This is a genomic window from Lysinibacillus sp. C5.1, assembly GCF_016350185.1.
GTDB lineage: Bacteria > Bacillota > Bacilli > Bacillales_A > Planococcaceae > Lysinibacillus > Lysinibacillus sphaericus.
The window spans coordinates 2,694,834-2,710,299 of record NZ_CP066226.1 but is presented as its reverse complement, the minus strand read 5'-3'; the positions used below and the strand labels follow the sequence as shown (position 1 = coordinate 2,710,299).

The 15,466-nt window shown below is 35.2% G+C and carries 20 protein-coding genes and 1 riboswitch; of the genes, 14 read left to right on the top strand and 6 right to left on the bottom strand.

Going from position 1 to position 15,466, the window contains the following annotated elements:
- Positions 1 to 415: 415 nt before the first annotated feature.
- On the bottom strand, positions 416 to 793 hold the full coding sequence (locus I5435_RS13180; protein WP_337982415.1) for a hypothetical protein: 378 nt from the start codon (positions 791 to 793) through the stop codon (positions 416 to 418).
- A gap of 176 nt (positions 794 to 969) precedes the next feature.
- On the opposite strand from I5435_RS13180, the gene dacB reads away from it, so the two are divergent.
- The 6 genes from dacB (at position 970) to lepB (ending at position 6,340) form a co-directional block, all read left to right on the top strand.
- Complete coding sequence (gene dacB, locus I5435_RS13175) at positions 970 to 2,403, top strand: D-alanyl-D-alanine carboxypeptidase/D-alanyl-D-alanine endopeptidase (protein WP_337982414.1); 1,434 nt, start codon at positions 970 to 972, stop codon at positions 2,401 to 2,403.
- An 89-nt stretch (positions 2,404 to 2,492) separates the two neighbouring features.
- The gene (locus I5435_RS13170; RefSeq protein WP_024360998.1) at positions 2,493 to 3,248 is read left to right on the top strand and encodes an SDR family NAD(P)-dependent oxidoreductase; all 756 of its coding nucleotides are present in this window, start codon (positions 2,493 to 2,495) and stop codon (positions 3,246 to 3,248) included.
- Positions 3,249 to 3,279: 31 nt separating this feature from the next.
- Positions 3,280 to 3,717: a MarR family winged helix-turn-helix transcriptional regulator gene (locus tag I5435_RS13165; protein WP_024360997.1), complete on the top strand. Its 438-nt coding sequence runs from the start codon at positions 3,280 to 3,282 to the stop codon at positions 3,715 to 3,717.
- Positions 3,718 to 4,241: 524 nt separating this feature from the next.
- Complete coding sequence (locus I5435_RS13160; RefSeq protein ID WP_024360996.1) at positions 4,242 to 5,180, top strand: LCP family glycopolymer transferase; 939 nt, start codon at positions 4,242 to 4,244, stop codon at positions 5,178 to 5,180.
- Positions 5,181 to 5,527: 347 nt separating this feature from the next.
- Positions 5,528 to 5,623, top strand: a complete 96-nt coding sequence (locus I5435_RS13155; RefSeq protein WP_029747072.1) for a hypothetical protein — start codon at positions 5,528 to 5,530, stop codon at positions 5,621 to 5,623.
- 159 nt (positions 5,624 to 5,782) lie between these two features.
- Complete coding sequence (lepB, locus tag I5435_RS13150) at positions 5,783 to 6,340, top strand: signal peptidase I (protein WP_024360995.1); 558 nt, start codon at positions 5,783 to 5,785, stop codon at positions 6,338 to 6,340.
- 64 nt (positions 6,341 to 6,404) lie between these two features.
- Here lepB and I5435_RS13145 read toward each other — a convergent pair whose 3' ends face one another.
- Positions 6,405 to 6,602 carry a hypothetical protein gene (locus I5435_RS13145; RefSeq protein WP_025219824.1) on the bottom strand — a complete coding sequence of 66 codons (198 nt, stop codon included), beginning with the start codon at positions 6,600 to 6,602 and terminating at the stop codon, positions 6,405 to 6,407.
- A gap of 177 nt (positions 6,603 to 6,779) precedes the next feature.
- A riboswitch (purine riboswitch) is annotated at positions 6,780 to 6,880 on the top strand.
- A 57-nt stretch (positions 6,881 to 6,937) separates the two neighbouring features.
- On the opposite strand from I5435_RS13145, the gene I5435_RS13140 reads away from it, so the two are divergent.
- A complete protein-coding gene (locus I5435_RS13140) occupies positions 6,938 to 8,107 on the top strand; it encodes an MFS transporter (RefSeq protein WP_108030104.1) in 1,170 nt (389 codons plus the stop codon).
- Positions 8,108 to 8,208: 101 nt separating this feature from the next.
- Positions 8,209 to 8,502 (top strand): hypothetical protein, encoded by a 294-nt coding sequence (locus I5435_RS13135; RefSeq protein WP_024360992.1) that lies wholly within the window; start codon positions 8,209 to 8,211, stop codon positions 8,500 to 8,502.
- 58 nt (positions 8,503 to 8,560) lie between these two features.
- Here I5435_RS13135 and I5435_RS13130 read toward each other — a convergent pair whose 3' ends face one another.
- The 3 genes from I5435_RS13130 to I5435_RS13120 all read right to left on the bottom strand — a co-directional run bounded on the left by I5435_RS13130 (position 8,561) and on the right by I5435_RS13120 (position 10,303).
- Positions 8,561 to 9,046 carry a DUF3231 family protein gene (locus I5435_RS13130; RefSeq protein ID WP_024360991.1) on the bottom strand — a complete coding sequence of 162 codons (486 nt, stop codon included), beginning with the start codon at positions 9,044 to 9,046 and terminating at the stop codon, positions 8,561 to 8,563.
- Positions 9,047 to 9,276: 230 nt separating this feature from the next.
- Positions 9,277 to 9,561, bottom strand: a complete 285-nt coding sequence (locus I5435_RS13125) for a hypothetical protein (protein WP_108030105.1) — start codon at positions 9,559 to 9,561, stop codon at positions 9,277 to 9,279.
- Positions 9,562 to 9,658: 97 nt separating this feature from the next.
- Positions 9,659 to 10,303, bottom strand: coding sequence for a cupin domain-containing protein (locus I5435_RS13120; protein WP_337982413.1), 645 nt, complete (start codon positions 10,301 to 10,303; stop codon positions 9,659 to 9,661).
- A gap of 730 nt (positions 10,304 to 11,033) precedes the next feature.
- Between I5435_RS13120 and I5435_RS13115 the strand changes: the two genes are divergently transcribed.
- The 6 genes from I5435_RS13115 to I5435_RS13090 all read left to right on the top strand — a co-directional run bounded on the left by I5435_RS13115 (position 11,034) and on the right by I5435_RS13090 (position 14,770).
- The gene (locus I5435_RS13115) at positions 11,034 to 11,582 is read left to right on the top strand and encodes a hypothetical protein (RefSeq protein ID WP_024360988.1); all 549 of its coding nucleotides are present in this window, start codon (positions 11,034 to 11,036) and stop codon (positions 11,580 to 11,582) included.
- A 93-nt stretch (positions 11,583 to 11,675) separates the two neighbouring features.
- On the top strand, positions 11,676 to 12,110 hold the full coding sequence (locus I5435_RS13110) for a GNAT family N-acetyltransferase (RefSeq protein ID WP_337982412.1): 435 nt from the start codon (positions 11,676 to 11,678) through the stop codon (positions 12,108 to 12,110).
- 10 nt (positions 12,111 to 12,120) lie between these two features.
- Entirely contained in the window at positions 12,121 to 12,600 is a 480-nt protein-coding gene (locus I5435_RS13105; RefSeq protein WP_337982411.1) for a nucleoside 2-deoxyribosyltransferase, read from the top strand.
- Positions 12,601 to 12,612: 12 nt separating this feature from the next.
- Positions 12,613 to 12,930 (top strand): YbjQ family protein, encoded by a 318-nt coding sequence (locus I5435_RS13100; RefSeq protein ID WP_024360985.1) that lies wholly within the window; start codon positions 12,613 to 12,615, stop codon positions 12,928 to 12,930.
- Positions 12,931 to 13,158: 228 nt separating this feature from the next.
- Positions 13,159 to 14,136, top strand: coding sequence for a helix-turn-helix transcriptional regulator (locus tag I5435_RS13095; protein ID WP_029747070.1), 978 nt, complete (start codon positions 13,159 to 13,161; stop codon positions 14,134 to 14,136).
- Between the two features lie 124 nt (positions 14,137 to 14,260).
- A complete protein-coding gene (locus I5435_RS13090; RefSeq protein WP_024360983.1) occupies positions 14,261 to 14,770 on the top strand; it encodes a hypothetical protein in 510 nt (169 codons plus the stop codon).
- Between the two features lie 167 nt (positions 14,771 to 14,937).
- Here I5435_RS13090 and I5435_RS13085 read toward each other — a convergent pair whose 3' ends face one another.
- Complete coding sequence (locus tag I5435_RS13085; protein ID WP_337982410.1) at positions 14,938 to 15,375, bottom strand: DUF5412 family protein; 438 nt, start codon at positions 15,373 to 15,375, stop codon at positions 14,938 to 14,940.
- Between the last annotated feature and the right edge of the window lie 91 nt (positions 15,376 to 15,466).

Here is a 15,466-nt window from a genome sequence, read left to right as displayed (position 1 = left end):
TGCTTGGCATATTTTGTATAAAATATAGAACCCCACTTTGTTGAATGGAGTTCTACGTATCGAAAGAGCCTGGGACAAAAGAGAAGAAGTGTTAGATTGACTGCCATCAATCTAACACTTTTTTGCTATGCCGTTGTTATCCGCTACGGCGGTGCTTTCCGCTCAGCACAGTAAGCCGCAACCCTCGCTAACGCGCGGAATGCCAGCGTCTAACATTATGTGCTGTTCTGAGCTGGAGTCACCGCCTTCGCTACCAACAACTAGTGAACACTTCTAATTTATTGCAAAAGCAAGAATAGCTAAGGTCTCCATATAGCAAAAATTTACGAACAGCTTTCCTCTGTTCCTTAAAATTTTTTAGTTTTGTCCTAGCCCCTTTGCTTTATCTTGTGTAGAGTAAAAACGCCCTCTATAGTTAATAAGTACTTTTCACATTTTGTAAGACATTGACAAAGAATAATAAAATAGAAAGTCCAACGGCAATTCCACCGCCAGATACGAACAGTTCAAATAACCAATGTGGCACATCTAAGTAAACCATCATCATCCCAATTAAAAGAAACGGTAAACCAATATTGTAAAACCAAAATTGTGCCTTGGCGAGCCCTGTTTTTGCAGCATCTTTAAAATGACAATAAACGAGCCCTATGAATCCCGTAGTTAGCCAACCAACGACACCAATATGTGCATGTGTCGTCTTCCATTGAAGTTGAAATGCATAATGCATAAACAGTCCAAAAGCGATTGTAAGTATTAAATAGAAGATCGATATTTTAATCCATTTTGCGCCCATCGAAACCAACTCCTATTTTGAAAGCGATTTTAGCTAGCTACTACAGTCTATTCATGTCGAAAAAAAAGATGTCTGTCCACTTCAGAAGAAGTTAGAATAGTTGTTGAATTGAAAAAATAAGCGCTTTTACTTAAAATAAAAAATAATTAGAGAATATTTTGCCAAATGGAGGATCTATGAAAAAGAAAATTGTTATATTGACGATGCTTTTAACGTTGTGTTGTTACCCATTGCTATTTGTTGAACAAGCACAGGCAAATGAGCAAACGATGACGAATAAAATCAATACAATCATCGCTAAAAACTGGAAAAACAATGAATATAGTATTACGGTGCGAGAAATGGAAAAAGGAGACGTTCTTTATAGTAAGCATGGAGAAAAAATGATACGTCCCGCCTCCACACATAAATTGCTTGTTAGTGCTGCGGCATTAGATTTACTCGGCTCTGATTATCGTTTTGAAACGAAGGCTTATGTGGATGGTCCCATTGAAAATGGTGTATTACAAGGAAATATTTATTTACAAGGTGGGGGCGATCCAACATTATTACCTGTCCATTTAGAAACATTCGCCAATGGGATGAAAAAATTAGGAATCACCAAAATTACAGGAGCATTGATTGCTGATGATTCGTGGTTTGATGACGATCGATTAGCCAAAGGAATAGTCCCACAAGAAGAGGCATTCTCTTATGCATCACGCATTTCTGCTCTAACGCTCTCACCGAATGACCAATATGATGTCGGCAATGTCCATGTAAAAGTGACTGGCACTAAAATTGGACAAGCAGCCAAAATTCAGCTTATACCATATGCAAGCACAATCCCCATTGTCAACAAAACAAAAACTGTGAAAAAGGGTGAGAAATCGACCGTCAAAATCACAAGAGAATATGGAACAGATCGTATTGTTGTAACAGGCAATTTACCTGCAGGTTCAGAAAAAAATACATATGTCACTGTTTATAATCCAACAATGTTTACGCTGGATGTATTACGAGAAAAATTAGTAGCAAAAGGAATTCAAAAAATGCCTCTTACCGAAGGGAAAGTGCCAGAAAATGCACAGCGAGTTGGCATTACTTACTCCATGCCATTAAAGGATATGAATTTTCGATTTTTAAAGTTAAGCATTAATGGTATGGGAGAAATGCTCACTAAGCAATTGGGAAGGGAGCTTCTTGGAGAAGGAAGCTGGTCTGCGGGTATTGAAGCCATTCGCACCTATGGTATAGATAGTGGATTAAATATGGACCAATGGTACTTTGAAGATGGCTCAGGCTTAAATCATCAAAACCGCGTAAGCAGTATGCAGGAAAGCTTATTACTATTTAAAGTTCGACAAAAACCTTGGTACTTCTCGTATTTGGATGCTTTACCACATGCGGGACGAAAAGGAAAGCTAGTTGGAGCAACATTAGAAAACCGCTTGAAAGGCTATAGTGTCTCAGCTAAAACGGGCTATATAAGTGGTACCTATGCGTTAAGTGGCTATGTTAAAGGGAGAAGTGGCAAGTGGTATATTTTTAGTATTTTAACGCAAGGCAATAAAGGTTCAGCGATCGCTACGATTGATGAAATTGTCAAGCAAATTGCCAATGAAATGTAAAGGGTTTCAATAGAGTGAGCAATCTAGTTTAATTATGAATAATTTAGTGATAAACTATTTAACGATTAATGAAAAGGAGCTGTTCACTCATGGGCAAATTACAAGACAAAGTAGTAATTATTACTGGTGGAGCTGGCGGTATCGGTAGTGGTATGGCAAAAGCGATGGTAAAAGAAGGCGCAATCGTCACGATTGTAGATTTAAATGAAGAAACAGGGAAAGCAATGGAAAAGGAATTGCAAAAAATTTCTCCAAAATCAATGTTTTTACAGGCAAATTTAATGGATCGTGCTAATTTGCATAAAATAATCGATACAGTTGTTGAAAAATACGGTAAACTAGATGTATTAGTTAATAATGCACATGCTTCAAAACAAGCAACGATTGAAGATACAACGCAGGCTGATTTAGATTTATCATTTGATACTGGTTTTTATCCAACATTTTATTTAATGCAAGCCGCATTACCGCATTTAAAAGAAACAAAAGGGAATATTATTAACTTTGCTTCTGGTGCTGGAATTGCTGGTCATGAAACACAAGGTGCGTATGCTGCAGCAAAAGAAGCAATCCGCGGTATTTCTCGTGTAGCGGCAAATGAATGGGGACGTTTCGGTATTAATGTAAACCTAATTAGCCCAATTGCAAATTCACCAGGTGTACAAGCATGGGCAAAAGCACAACCAGAATATTACGAAGCTGTTAAAAATAAAATCCCAATGGGCCGCTTTGGTGATGTAGAAGATGACATCGGCCGTGTAGCAGTATTTTTAGCATCAGAGGATTCACAGTATATCACAGGTCAAACACTTATGGTTGACGGTGGTTCAATCATGCTTCACTAATTTTCTCGGTTATTGTTCGAGGAGGATTTTTTTGACACAGACAAGTATTTTTAAACTCATTCATATGATTGATCAGATGAATAATGCTAATATTATACGTTTTACGAAAGGTTTTCCATATCCGCTAGGCATTTCACCGATTTTAGTTTTAAGTGAACTAAAAATTAAAGGTCCGCAAAGACAGGCAGAATTAGCGGAAACGATTGGTTATACGAAAGGTGCTATGACAAGCATTGCTGAAAAATTAGTAAAACTAGGCTTAGCAGAAAGACTATACGATGAGGCGGATAGACGTACGATTCGTTTACAAATTACGGATAAAGGTGTAGAGGCATTAATAAAAGCACAAGAGGTTGGAAAGGACGTATTTATTCAGCTTTTTGAAGTATTGAATGATGAAGAGATTGCACAATATTTGTCCATTCAAGAAAAGTTAGTGCAAGGAATACACGACAGAAATAATCAATAAGAAAGTTGCGTTTTTCAGTAGCTTGGAGAAATACCTTGAGCGTTTTTTTGCTCAAGGTATTTCTCTTTTTTTTGTAATGATTGCGTTAAAAATGCAAACCAAATCGAAAGGCTTGTGCCTGAAAAATGATTATGCGATTGAGATGGTTTTATTGGCGAATTTTTAGTTGACTAAATGAATCTTTTTTTAAAATAAACGTAAAATCGACAAAAAAACTTTATAATTGAAGGAAAATTTGCTATTCTATACGGTACAAAAGGGGTTTTTACATACATGAAGGAATTTTTTCTTACTGTAGGGAAATGATAGAAGGTAGGTTAAAAAGTAACAAGATAAAACAGCGCATTTACAAACAGGATTGCCAATTTTACATATTAACGAATATAAAGACGCATATTTAGTAAATACTAGTGTACGTCTTTTTTTCGTCCAATATGCATATAAATAGACCATATAAACTTTTTTCCAACCTAAAACGTCAAAAAGAGGGGCAAATTTTTTAAAAAGCTAGAGAGGACTTAAGTATGGAAAAAAACATGAAACGAATGAAAGAAAAGAAAAAAAAGAGTAAGAAGAAAATATGGCTTTGGATAGTAGGTAGCCTATTAACAATTTTTTTAATATTTATAGGTACAGCTTATTATACTATTCAGAAAACGATGAATAAAATAAATACACCTTTAGTTGAAGCGACAGACATTACTGAAGAAGCGCCAAAAACAATGAAGAAAAAAGAACCGTTTTCTGTGCTGTTACTAGGTGTTGATGAACGAAGCAACGATAGTGGCCGCTCAGATACAATGATTGTCATTACGGTCAATCCTGAAAAACAAACGATGAAAATGTTAAGCATCCCGCGAGATACACGTACCGAAATCATTGGTCATGACACAGTAGATAAGATTAACCATGCATATGCTTTTGGAGGCGTACCAATGGCAATGGATACAGTTGAAAATTTGTTAGATATTCCACTCGATTATTATGTATTTATTAATATGGAAGGGTTTCTACAAATTATAGATACGCTTGGTGGTGTTACGATTCAAAATGATATGGATTTAACCTATGATTCATACCATTTTCCTAAGGGAGAACTATCTTTAAATGGCGATGAAGCACTTATTTTTTCACGTATACGCTACGAAGATCCACGAGGGGACTTTGGTCGTCAAATTCGTCAACGTCAAATTATCGAAGCGGTAATGAAAAAAGCTTCTACACCTTCCGTGATTTTAAAGGCTAGTGATATGCTCGATGTTGTCGGAGACAATGTCCGCATGAATTTTACAGTGAAAGATTTAATCCAGCTACAAAGTATATATAAGAAAATGGATAGTAGTATAGAGCAGTTATCATTTGAAGCAGAAGGAGGGAAAATGATTGATCGTATTTGGTATTATGTACCAGATGAAACAGAGCTTCAACAAATACAAACAGAGTTAAAAACCCATTTAGAATAACGCACGATCATTTGGCTACAATAGTTGTAAAAATATGTTTGCGAAGGGAGCGAGATGAATGAATGGGAGGACCCAGGTGCTTAGGTATACAGCATTAAATAATTGCATGCAAAGCTATGTACCTAAACGGAAAGTACAAAAAAGTCCAGCTAAATTCATGATGCAACAGCTACAACTATTATGTTTTAAAATTTTTATGTAATACAAAAAAATCATTCAGGTAGGATGCATGCCTAGTTGAATGATTTTTTCGTTATAAAACGTGCTAGCAGTTTTTTATTTCGTTTGAAATATCTGAAAATTTAGTGTATAATTTTTTATAAGAAATGGTTGAGGGAGTGATTGTGATGATGATTGGTACAATATTGTTAGCTATCGCGTTGCCTGTTGGAATTGTATTAGCAGTTGATTTATTTAACGAGCAACATCACTCTACTACATAAAGCAACTAGTTGATGTACATAAATAGAATATATTTTCCAAGACACAAGCGACTGAGCTTATGTCTTTTTTTCATGGTATGGAAACATTTTGTGTTTTTATTCGTCAATAGACACTAGTAAATGCTATACTATTAAATAAAAAAGTATCGGGGAATGAGCATGCAAGCAGAAAAAACGAATATGAAAAAAGAAATTCTATCCTACATTAAAATTATTGTCGTGACAGCAATCGTCGTCTTAGGCTGTAAACAATTTTTATTTGCACCGATAAAAGTACAAGGTGCTTCTATGTATCCGACATATGAGGATAAGGACATTATTATTGTAAGTAAAACAAGTAAAATTGAACGCTTTGACCAAATTGTCTTTCAATCTCCGACTGAGGATGAATTATATATTAAGCGTGTGATAGGGCTTCCAGGGGATACAGTCGAAATGATCGATGATGTATTGTATGTAAATGGAAAGGCCTATAAAGAAGATTATGTAAATCGTCAAACTGATGATCCGAGTCAACTACGCATTACCGAGAATTTCACATTAGAAGGTTTAACGAATGAGAAAAAGGTGCCAGAAGGTAAATACTTTGTCATGGGTGATAACCGTTTGAAAAGTTATGATAGTCGCCATTACGGCTTAATTGCAAAAGATGCTATTTATGGAGAAGCAAAATTGACACTTTATCCATTTAAGCATTTTCACATTGGCATTGAATAGAGACCAACGATAAAAATTCAAAAGGGGGCAGCTCATTGGAAATGGGCATGCCTCCTTATTTTCTTTATTTTGCTGATAATGCTTTACACACTTTATAAGAAGGGTAGTAAACGCAAACTGTTGAATCTTCAACAGTTTCTTTTAGTGGATGTTGTCTCTTTTCTAAGCTAGATGTTGGTTGATCGATTGAGAGCTCTTCTACTACTAATTCCGCGCCATAAAATAGCATTAAAAAATAGCATACTAATCCAAATATCCGCAAACAATCACCCCATTGCTATATTTCATGTCTATTACTATGTATGGTCGAATGATAAAAAATATAAGCAAAAAGCTAAAAAAATATATAAAAATAAATTGAGCTTATGTAAAGTACTGCGGGTGTTAGCAAATAGAGTGATAGAAAAATGTTGTAACGCAAAAATCCATATGCTAATATAGCTAAAGTAAAATAATGATCTGTATAACCTCAATAATATGGATTGAGGGTCTCTACCAGGAACCATAAAAATCCTGACTACAAAAATTTGCTTGCATTTTGTAGTCAGGATTTTTTTATGCTGCTACAAAATGGGAGTGTAATAGAAAGGTGATTCCATGAATTGGAGAGTATTTATATTGGCTGCTACTACTTTTGCAGTTGGATTGGTAGAGCTAATTGTAGGCGGTATTTTGCCATATATCGCAGATGATTTGAACGTTTCAGTTGCAACAGCAGGACAATTAATTACCATTTTTGCACTAGTATATGCTATTTCAGCGCCTGTCCTTTTATCGTTAACTGCGAAAGTGGAAAGGAAGCAGCTTTATCTTATTTCATTGTTTTTATTCACATTGGGGAATGTCATGACCTATTTCAGCCCAACCTTTGCCATTGTGATGATTGCAAGAATCATCACAGCAATGAGTACAGCATTGGTAATTGTGTTGTCTTTAACAATTACAACAAAAATAGTAGAGCCAAGACATCGTGCCAAAGCGTTAGGGCTTATTTTTGTCGGCGTCAGTTCGGCATTAGTCATCGGTGTACCAATGGGCATTTTTATTACCGAAGCATTCGGTTGGCGTGCCGTTTTTTTAGGGATTGCAATGCTGTCATCTGTATCCATGATTCTAATATTTATGATTTTAGAAAAAATGCCAGTTGTTGAAGTGGTGCCATTAAAAGCTCAAATCAAGTCATTAGCTAATTGGAAAATAGCAAGTGCGCATTTAACAACACTGTTTATGTTGGCGGGGCATTATATGCTTTATGCCTACTTTACGCCATTTTTAGTTGAAGCATTTAATTTAAGCTCTTCTTGGATCAGTATTTGTTATTTAGTATTCGGTCTCGCTTCAGTAAGCGGAAATGCAATTGGTGGTTGGTTAAGTGACCAAATTGGTACAGGCAAATCGATCGTTATGATTATCGCAACATTTGCCATCGTGCTGTTCAGTATTCCGTATACAATTGTCGCGTTTCCCTTATTTTTAGTCGTGACAGTGTTGTGGGGAGCGCTTAGTTGGGCACTTACACCACCGTTACAAAATTATTTGATACAAACAGATCCTAAAACATCTGATATTCAACAAAGCTTAAATACTGCCGCCTTACAAATAGGTATTTCGATAGGCTCTGCAATTGGTGGGGCTATGTTTACTGTTACAGGTTCGGTCATGCATTTAGCAAGCTTCGGTGCTATTTTAGTGTTAGCTGCATTAGGTTGTGCCATTTTTTCTTTAAAGAGAGCGCCGCTTGCAAAAAAATCATCATTTAAATGGTAACTTATAAAATATCATTTATGCTAAACGTAAATTATGATATAAAGCAGGACTATGATTGTTGGAAATAGAATGTAAGAGAAGAGAGGGAGGCTGGTAAATAAATGCAGGTAGATTTAACGGAATTTGAAGGATTGAATGTGAAAGTTGTCGCAACGATTGATCACACGCTTTATCGGAACGTTGGTGCCATTATTTTATATGAAGAAGATTCACACATTTTATCTGTACGAAAACTGAAACGAAAAATCGCTGATCAATATATACCAACAGACGAACTCGAAAATTTTATATTTGATTCACAAGCTGATGCTATTAAATTTACACATAAGTTAACTAGAATGAGTGCGCTGGACTATTTGTTAGTGACAAACAGAGAAAAACAGTTAAGTGAATAGCCGTTTAGGTCGCCTTGTAAAGTACGAGACGACCTAAACAATTGCTTTATTGCTCGTTTTACATTGTAGAGGGAGCAAGTAACCAACTTTTTTTGTGACTAAGGGCAATTAACTTTGCGCCAAGATTGGCATACTTCATATGAAAGACTTGATATTTTGTAGAGAGCATATGCTCGATAGACATGTCCATCGCTTGACTGACTGAAATTAACGAAGAAGCAATATTCATCGATAGGATGGCACTGATTTCGCAATCATTTACGGCTGTCTTGCCTCGAATCTTAGCAATTTGTAAACTTCCTTGGTCAATGGATAGTGGTGGGGCAAGTACGCCATTTTCTTTTAATAGCTTCTCTAGTTGTTTATTTTCCTCTTTTAAATATTGAATAAACTCCAAAATAATAACTTTTAACTCTCGATTCACGGCATGCTTGAAAAAGAGATGATTGGTCGCTATATAGCCATTATTGACCCCAAGTTGTTTCCAAATTGCAAACACTTCCTTAAAACGTAGAGCGTCTAAATTTCGCTTTGACATTTTCATTATTGCACGTCCTAACTCATTTTATAGTTGTTGATTGTGAGATTAGGATGGGATGATTTGTTATTTTTTATACATTTATAGGAAAAGTAGTCATTATCAATTTGGTATGTGTGTCATCTAGCAAAACGTATGTACATTATTTGTTTGAAGGCTTCGCCACTTTACTTCTGCTTTTTCTCTGTTTTGCTCTTTATATAGAAGTCTCGTCACGAAGCATTCCTTATCTACCATCATGCTTTTGTTGTTTTATTTTTAAAGCTCCTAATCGTGGTCTTTAAGGACGCATAATTCCCAATGGCTGCGTATCCATAAAAAAGGCCCATAAATACACCTGCTAAAAAATTATGTTTGTGGCTAATAAAAATAGAAATCATTAAACCTAGAGCCAGAGCGATTGCTGGGACATATTTAGGTTGAATAGGGAAAAAAACTTTAATTGCTTGAGTCAGGATCATGACAACCGGTACGGCAATCACAGCATCCCAAAAATTTGTATGGATAATAGGAAAGCCCATTGTTTATACACCTCTTTTATACATGATGAATAATAGTTAGACTTTCCATTCTGAAATGTTTTATGCATTTTTGCAACGAAAACCAATAGACTTCATGTCATGAATATTCGTAACCATTTTGATACATATATGGATAATGGTAATAATTTAGGTTGTAAGGCGGATACATTTGCATAAAATTGGGTGAGCTAGAGGGAGTGGGAAAGGATTGGTTGCATTCTTTTGGAGGACCGATATAAGTCGTAGGAACAACAGGCGCAATCGTTTGTTTCCATACATTTTCATCTAAGCAATACGTATGCGCCATAATTGCTGTTGGTGTAAATTTCAAAATATCAGAACCTAAAATAACTTCGGGTGTAGGGGCATCAAAAATAGCGAGTATATGCGTGTTGTCTGCATTCGCGACGATATAATGCCACCAACCCTGTGGAATATTAGTTACCTGTCCAGATTTTATTGGGTAATTTTGAATTTGTTTTGTAAAAGGATTTAATAAGGAAACGGTAGCAGCACCAGAAATACAATAAACAAGCTCTCCTGCATTTTGATGATAATGCGGTTCTACAACATTATTCGTACTTAGAAATATATCAAGCAAGGATACATTTTCTAATGTATTTAATTGGGCAGTACCGAGAATATTGATGTAGTTTTGATTATCCTTTTTAAATAGGGGGCTTGTATTTACATCAAACGTAAACTGCGTGGATGGAGATGTGTAGTCGATGGGCAAAATCATACATCCTTCCTTCATGTAAGTACATGTACGTTAATATCACAGATTATGACTATAAAGGTTGGTGCTTTAAGCGAACGCCTATGAAAGAGCTAAATAACAAAATTGCGCGAGGGGTTTTAAAATTTTTATCTAATAATCAATCATTATTTTGTATTTCAATTATGACCTCTTTTTCAAGTTTAGAATGCTGTTGTTCAGAATTCCCTTGAGATTTTAGATTGAACCAGATAAATAAGTTTAAAACATTTAAAATTACTATAATGATTATAATTGCGACTGCAACTTTTACCCAATTCATATGTACCTCACTTCCTTTTTATTTTTTGATTGGATTTAGATGAGTTTATAAAAAATTATAATATATTTCTGATAATTAATGAAGAAATTAGCTACTTTAAACGATTAAAATACAGTTTCTTGATTTCCTATTTTTCAGTCAGTGTCCCAGTGGTGAAAATTTATGAATACCTAGTTGTCTTCTACATAACAATACAAGTCTAAACATATAAATAAAGGTAGCGAAAAAATACTAGTGTTTAACCATTCATAGTATCAAATCTAGTATTTTCACAATTCAACTACACCCTATTAAAAATTAAGGAAATCTTAAGTTTCAGCTTAAGTAAAAATTAAGATTTATTTTCTATACTATAAAAATAAGGAAATTACGAAACCATTTGAAGAATTAAAACGTATTGGTATTAACAGAACAATTGAAGTAGGTGACGAAATGGTATATACCATTTACATAGTATTGACAAAAACAGGGACCTTATTATCGAAAGCAATAGGGATGTATACGGGAAAAGAGATGAACCATGCTTCCATCGCCTTTGACCAGGAACTTTTTGATATGTACAGCTTTGGGCGAAGACAGCTCAATAATCCTCTAAGTGGCGGATTTTTAAGGGAAAATGCAGAAGCTGGTCTTTTTGAATATGCGGATTGTGTGATTTACCGTTGTCGTGTTTCGTATTATCAGTACTTAGAGATGGAAAAAATTGTACACTATATGTATTGCAATCGAGATCGATATAAATATAATTTTATAGGGCTTTTTGGTGTGATGATGCAAAAGGAAGTACGTAGAGAACGCGCTTATTTTTGTTCGCAGTTTGTGGCAACCCTTTTAAAAATCGGTGGTCTGAAGATTTATCAAAATCCAGCGTTAATGACCCCCGACTGTATTGCACAGTTACCTTATTTAGAAGAGATTTTTGCTGGTAAACTAGCAGATTATTTACAAGGTGTACGACAACCCGCAATGCTGTATGGTTAAAATCACCTTATTTAATTCCGTTGTATGCCTATCGAATACATGTAAGACATTTTTTTGATATAATGATTGAATGAAAAGAGGCGGGTGATAAAGGTGCAAATCATTGTAGTTGAAGGTGTACCTTATCATTGGGTGCAACCGTTACAAGAAATTCATGCACATGTGTTTGAAGGTGCACATCTTACTCTAGAAAAACTGGAAAGTAAAAAAGACCTGCTTTGTTTATTTGCTGTGGAGAAACAGGAGATGGTAGGATTTAAATTAGGCTACCCACATTCTGATGGCGTTTTTTATAGCTGGTTGGGCGGTGTTCACGAAAAAATGCGAGGGCAAGGTATTGCTAGTCAATTGATGCGAAAGCAACATGAAAAAGTGCTAGAACTTGGCTATAGTAAAGTTCGTACATACGGTAGAAATAAGCGCAAAACCATGCTCATCACGAATATTCACCATGGTTTTGAGATTGTATCGACTTTTATTGATGATAAAGGTCGGCATAAAATAGTGTTTGAAAAATTATTGAATTGAGGAATGTATGATGAAAGCATATTTAGCGAATGGGTTATTTTCTTTAGGAGATCGCTTAGTAAATGAACGGTTAGCAACGGCAATTCGACAAGCGATACCAAATATTGAATTATATGTTCCACAGGAGAACGATGCGATTAATGATAAGGCATCCTATGCGGATAGTTTAGCCATTGCAGAAGCGGATTTAGCAATGCTACAAACGAGTGATGTTTTAGTAGCTGTGTTAGATGGTGTAGAAATTGATTCTGGCGTAGCGGCTGAAATCGGTGCATTTTCAATGCTGAACCGCCCCATCGTTGGAGTATTTACAGACGTCCGTCAACAAGGGCGAGAAAATATGATGAAAATAGAGGCGCTTATACGTGATGGCATTGAAAATCAATTTGTTTACCGTAATTTATTTGTTATCGGTTTAATCAAGCGCAACGGTGTCATTACGACTTCTATTGACGATGCTGTATTAGCGGTTCAAGAACTACAACAATAAGGAGGAATGGCAATGCTTTTAACAACAACGGATGTTGTTGCAGGAAAAGAGATTGAAGAAACATTAGGTTTGGTTAAGGGCAATTCGGTCCAATCGAGAAATATTGGTCGCGATATGATGGCGGGGCTTCGCAATATTGTGGGCGGTGAAATGAAAGAATATGCCGAAATGCTCGTGCGCTCCAGAGAAATTGCTACACGAGCTATGGAAGAAGAAGCGCAGCTTTTAGGAGCTGATGCGATTGTAGCCGTCCGATTTTCCACATCATCTGTTATGGACGGAACTTCCGAGGTTTTAGTCTATGGTACAGCCGTAAAATTAAAAAGTTAACTACTATAAGAGGACTTCAACCTACTCGGATTGAAGTCCTTTAATATGCCAGTTTACTTGATAATACTTACAAAAAATCGGTATGTCCGTCTGTGAAGAATGGAATCTAATGCAATTAGTATTGCACTAATTATCCCAATTATATAGAAAATTCGTAGTTATAAGGACTAATGATGTCCATCTCGTTTTGTATAATAAGAGGGTAACTATGTAGAAAGAGTGGGATATATGGTGGATTCACAACAAAATAAAGGCTATCGTGTCATTTCAATGTTCGACAGATTGATGGATGGTCAAGGAATTAGCAAAAAGCAAGAAGCATTTACACATCAAGTTGGTGAAAAAACCATACAACGAGATTTAGATCAAATTCGAGCGTATATTGAAAAAGCTAAACTAGACTGTCATTTAGAATATGTGCGAACAGAAAAAGTGTATAAGCTAACGAATACCGGGAAAAACGTTTTATCCAAAGAACAAGTGCTAGCGATTGTTAAAATACTTATTGAATCAAGAGCGCTTTTAAAATCAGAAATGAGCGATATTATCGATAAACTTATATCGATTGTTGCAGCAGATAAACAAGAGTTTATTCATAATATCATTTTAAATGAGAAGCATTTGTACGTTGACTTAAATCATAAAAAATCTCTTTTACATTTAATATGGGTAATTTCAGAGGCAATTCAAAAGAAAAAAATAATTAAAATTGATTATTTACGAGAGAGTGAGATAATTCCTTCACAAAAGATATTAAAACCTCTTGGTGTTATTTTCTCCGAATACTATTTCTATTTAATAGCTTACGATAGTAAGCATGAGAAGGACCTACCGATTGTCTATCGTATTGATCGTATCCAGCATTTTCTAGAGTTAGATAAGAAATTTCAAATCTCCTACTCCGAACGCTTTCAAGAAGGTGAATTTCGTAAACGCATTCAGTTTATGGATGCAGGTGAGCTGATGCATATTAAGTTTCTTTTTAAGGGGCGTTCGCCACAGGCGGTCTTAGATCGTTTACCAACAGCCAAAATTTTGTCCAATAAAGATGGACAATGCTTGTTTGAAGCGGAAGTTTTTGGTCGTGGTATTAAAATGTGGCTACTTAGTCAAGGGGCGAATATTGAGGTGTTGGAGCCTTTAGAATTGAGAGAAGAAATGATTGAAACAATTCAATCCATGCAGCAAAATTATTTTTATATGTAAACGAGGAAAGTATACTTCATTTTTAAACGCATCGCATATTAGAACAAAAAAGTTATAAGAATGAATGAAAAGTTGACTAAATTCCCTTGCTATTGCCGACTATAAAATGAAGGGGGAATTTACAATGTACTCACTTTCAAATTTCAAATTATTGGTTGAAAAACAGAAGAAAATTGATGCGATTTATCAACATTGCGATGAATTAAAAAAAACAACGATTACACCTAAAATTTCCGAAGAAGTAGAACGATTTTATACATGTTGTAAAACACGTTTAGAACAGCAAGGTTTTAAGGTCACTTTGACATCTTCAAAATTAATTGCAGAGTATAAAGAGGCATTTATTACTATTGATAAGCATTCTAAAGACATCGAAGAATGTATTTTTATTAATTTAAATAATTATGTGGAAGATCAGTTATCCATTATGCTAGACATTGAATATCAACAGTTCGAACAAATCATTACATATAACCTAGATGGTTTTTCAACGGTTATAGAGCAAGTAAACGAAAAATTAAACCAAGCCAAAAATTTTCAAGATGCTTGTAAAGCCGCAAAGCTTATTTATAAAAATAATCAAAATGAAATTTTTCATTCTGCTGACGAGGCAGTAAACTATTATTTTAAGTAAAACACAAGGCATCATCCTTACTAGGGATATGCTCTGTTTCAGATGTCCGTTGGTAAAGAAGTGTTATAACCATGATAAAAGGCATTGCTTGATGCCTTTTATCGACAAGCTAAAGCATACTAGGAGCGCATCTTAGTATGCTGTTTTTAGTTTGAAATAATAGGACATTAGGAGTCTTGTTCCTTACAATTAAAAGCTTTTCTTATTTTATACGTATTACAAGCAGTTCCTTGCTCATCGTAAATTTCTTTACCTACGACTAGTTCAGTATTGCGATTAGCGTATTCGTCATAGTTCGTAATCGACAGTACATCGTCGGCAGTCCAGTTTACATTTACACTACCTTTGGCATCACTAAAATAAATGGTTTGTTCTTCGTCATGTTTTTGATGATATATAATATTGACAATCAAATTGACTCCACCTATAGCGCCACCATAATTGTCATAATAAACTTGTGCTGAATAGTCACCATTTGGTGAAAGAATAGGGCGACCATATTTGATATCGCCTGTATAGAAAAATGTATAAGTAAAATGGTGATAAACAACATAAAGGCAAAATAGTAAGATTGGCATCAACAAATATAAACTCATTTTTTTCATATTCTTCCATACCTCCTGTAAATAATACGAAACTTTTCATTGAAAGTTCCTAGAAAGGTAGTTCTCTTTTAAAAGGGTTTTTGCCAATTTT

Bases quoted from the DNA above. Each gene is read 5' to 3' on its own strand.
- I5435_RS13120 (WP_337982413.1), bottom strand. From the start codon at position 10,303: ATGATTTTGCCCATCGACTACACATCTCCATCCACGCAGTTTACGTTT.
- I5435_RS13125 (WP_108030105.1), bottom strand. From the start codon at position 9,561: ATGGGCTTTCCTATTATCCATACAAATTTTTGGGATGCTGTGATTGCC.
- I5435_RS13105 (WP_337982411.1), top strand. From the start codon at position 12,121: ATGAAAGCATATTTAGCGAATGGGTTATTTTCTTTAGGAGATCGCTTA.
- I5435_RS13170 (WP_024360998.1), top strand. From the start codon at position 2,493: ATGGGCAAATTACAAGACAAAGTAGTAATTATTACTGGTGGAGCTGGC.
- I5435_RS13100 (WP_024360985.1), top strand. From the start codon at position 12,613: ATGCTTTTAACAACAACGGATGTTGTTGCAGGAAAAGAGATTGAAGAA.
- I5435_RS13115 (WP_024360988.1), top strand. From the start codon at position 11,034: ATGGTATATACCATTTACATAGTATTGACAAAAACAGGGACCTTATTA.
- I5435_RS13155 (WP_029747072.1), top strand. From the start codon at position 5,528: ATGATGATTGGTACAATATTGTTAGCTATCGCGTTGCCTGTTGGAATT.
- I5435_RS13160 (WP_024360996.1), top strand. From the start codon at position 4,242: ATGGAAAAAAACATGAAACGAATGAAAGAAAAGAAAAAAAAGAGTAAG.
- I5435_RS13130 (WP_024360991.1), bottom strand. From the start codon at position 9,046: ATGAAAATGTCAAAGCGAAATTTAGACGCTCTACGTTTTAAGGAAGTG.
- dacB (WP_337982414.1), top strand. From the start codon at position 970: ATGAAAAAGAAAATTGTTATATTGACGATGCTTTTAACGTTGTGTTGT.
- I5435_RS13140 (WP_108030104.1), top strand. From the start codon at position 6,938: ATGAATTGGAGAGTATTTATATTGGCTGCTACTACTTTTGCAGTTGGA.
- I5435_RS13095 (WP_029747070.1), top strand. From the start codon at position 13,159: ATGGTGGATTCACAACAAAATAAAGGCTATCGTGTCATTTCAATGTTC.
- I5435_RS13090 (WP_024360983.1), top strand. From the start codon at position 14,261: ATGTACTCACTTTCAAATTTCAAATTATTGGTTGAAAAACAGAAGAAA.
- I5435_RS13135 (WP_024360992.1), top strand. From the start codon at position 8,209: ATGCAGGTAGATTTAACGGAATTTGAAGGATTGAATGTGAAAGTTGTC.
- I5435_RS13085 (WP_337982410.1), bottom strand. From the start codon at position 15,375: ATGAAAAAAATGAGTTTATATTTGTTGATGCCAATCTTACTATTTTGC.
- I5435_RS13180 (WP_337982415.1), bottom strand. From the start codon at position 793: ATGGGCGCAAAATGGATTAAAATATCGATCTTCTATTTAATACTTACA.
- lepB (WP_024360995.1), top strand. From the start codon at position 5,783: ATGCAAGCAGAAAAAACGAATATGAAAAAAGAAATTCTATCCTACATT.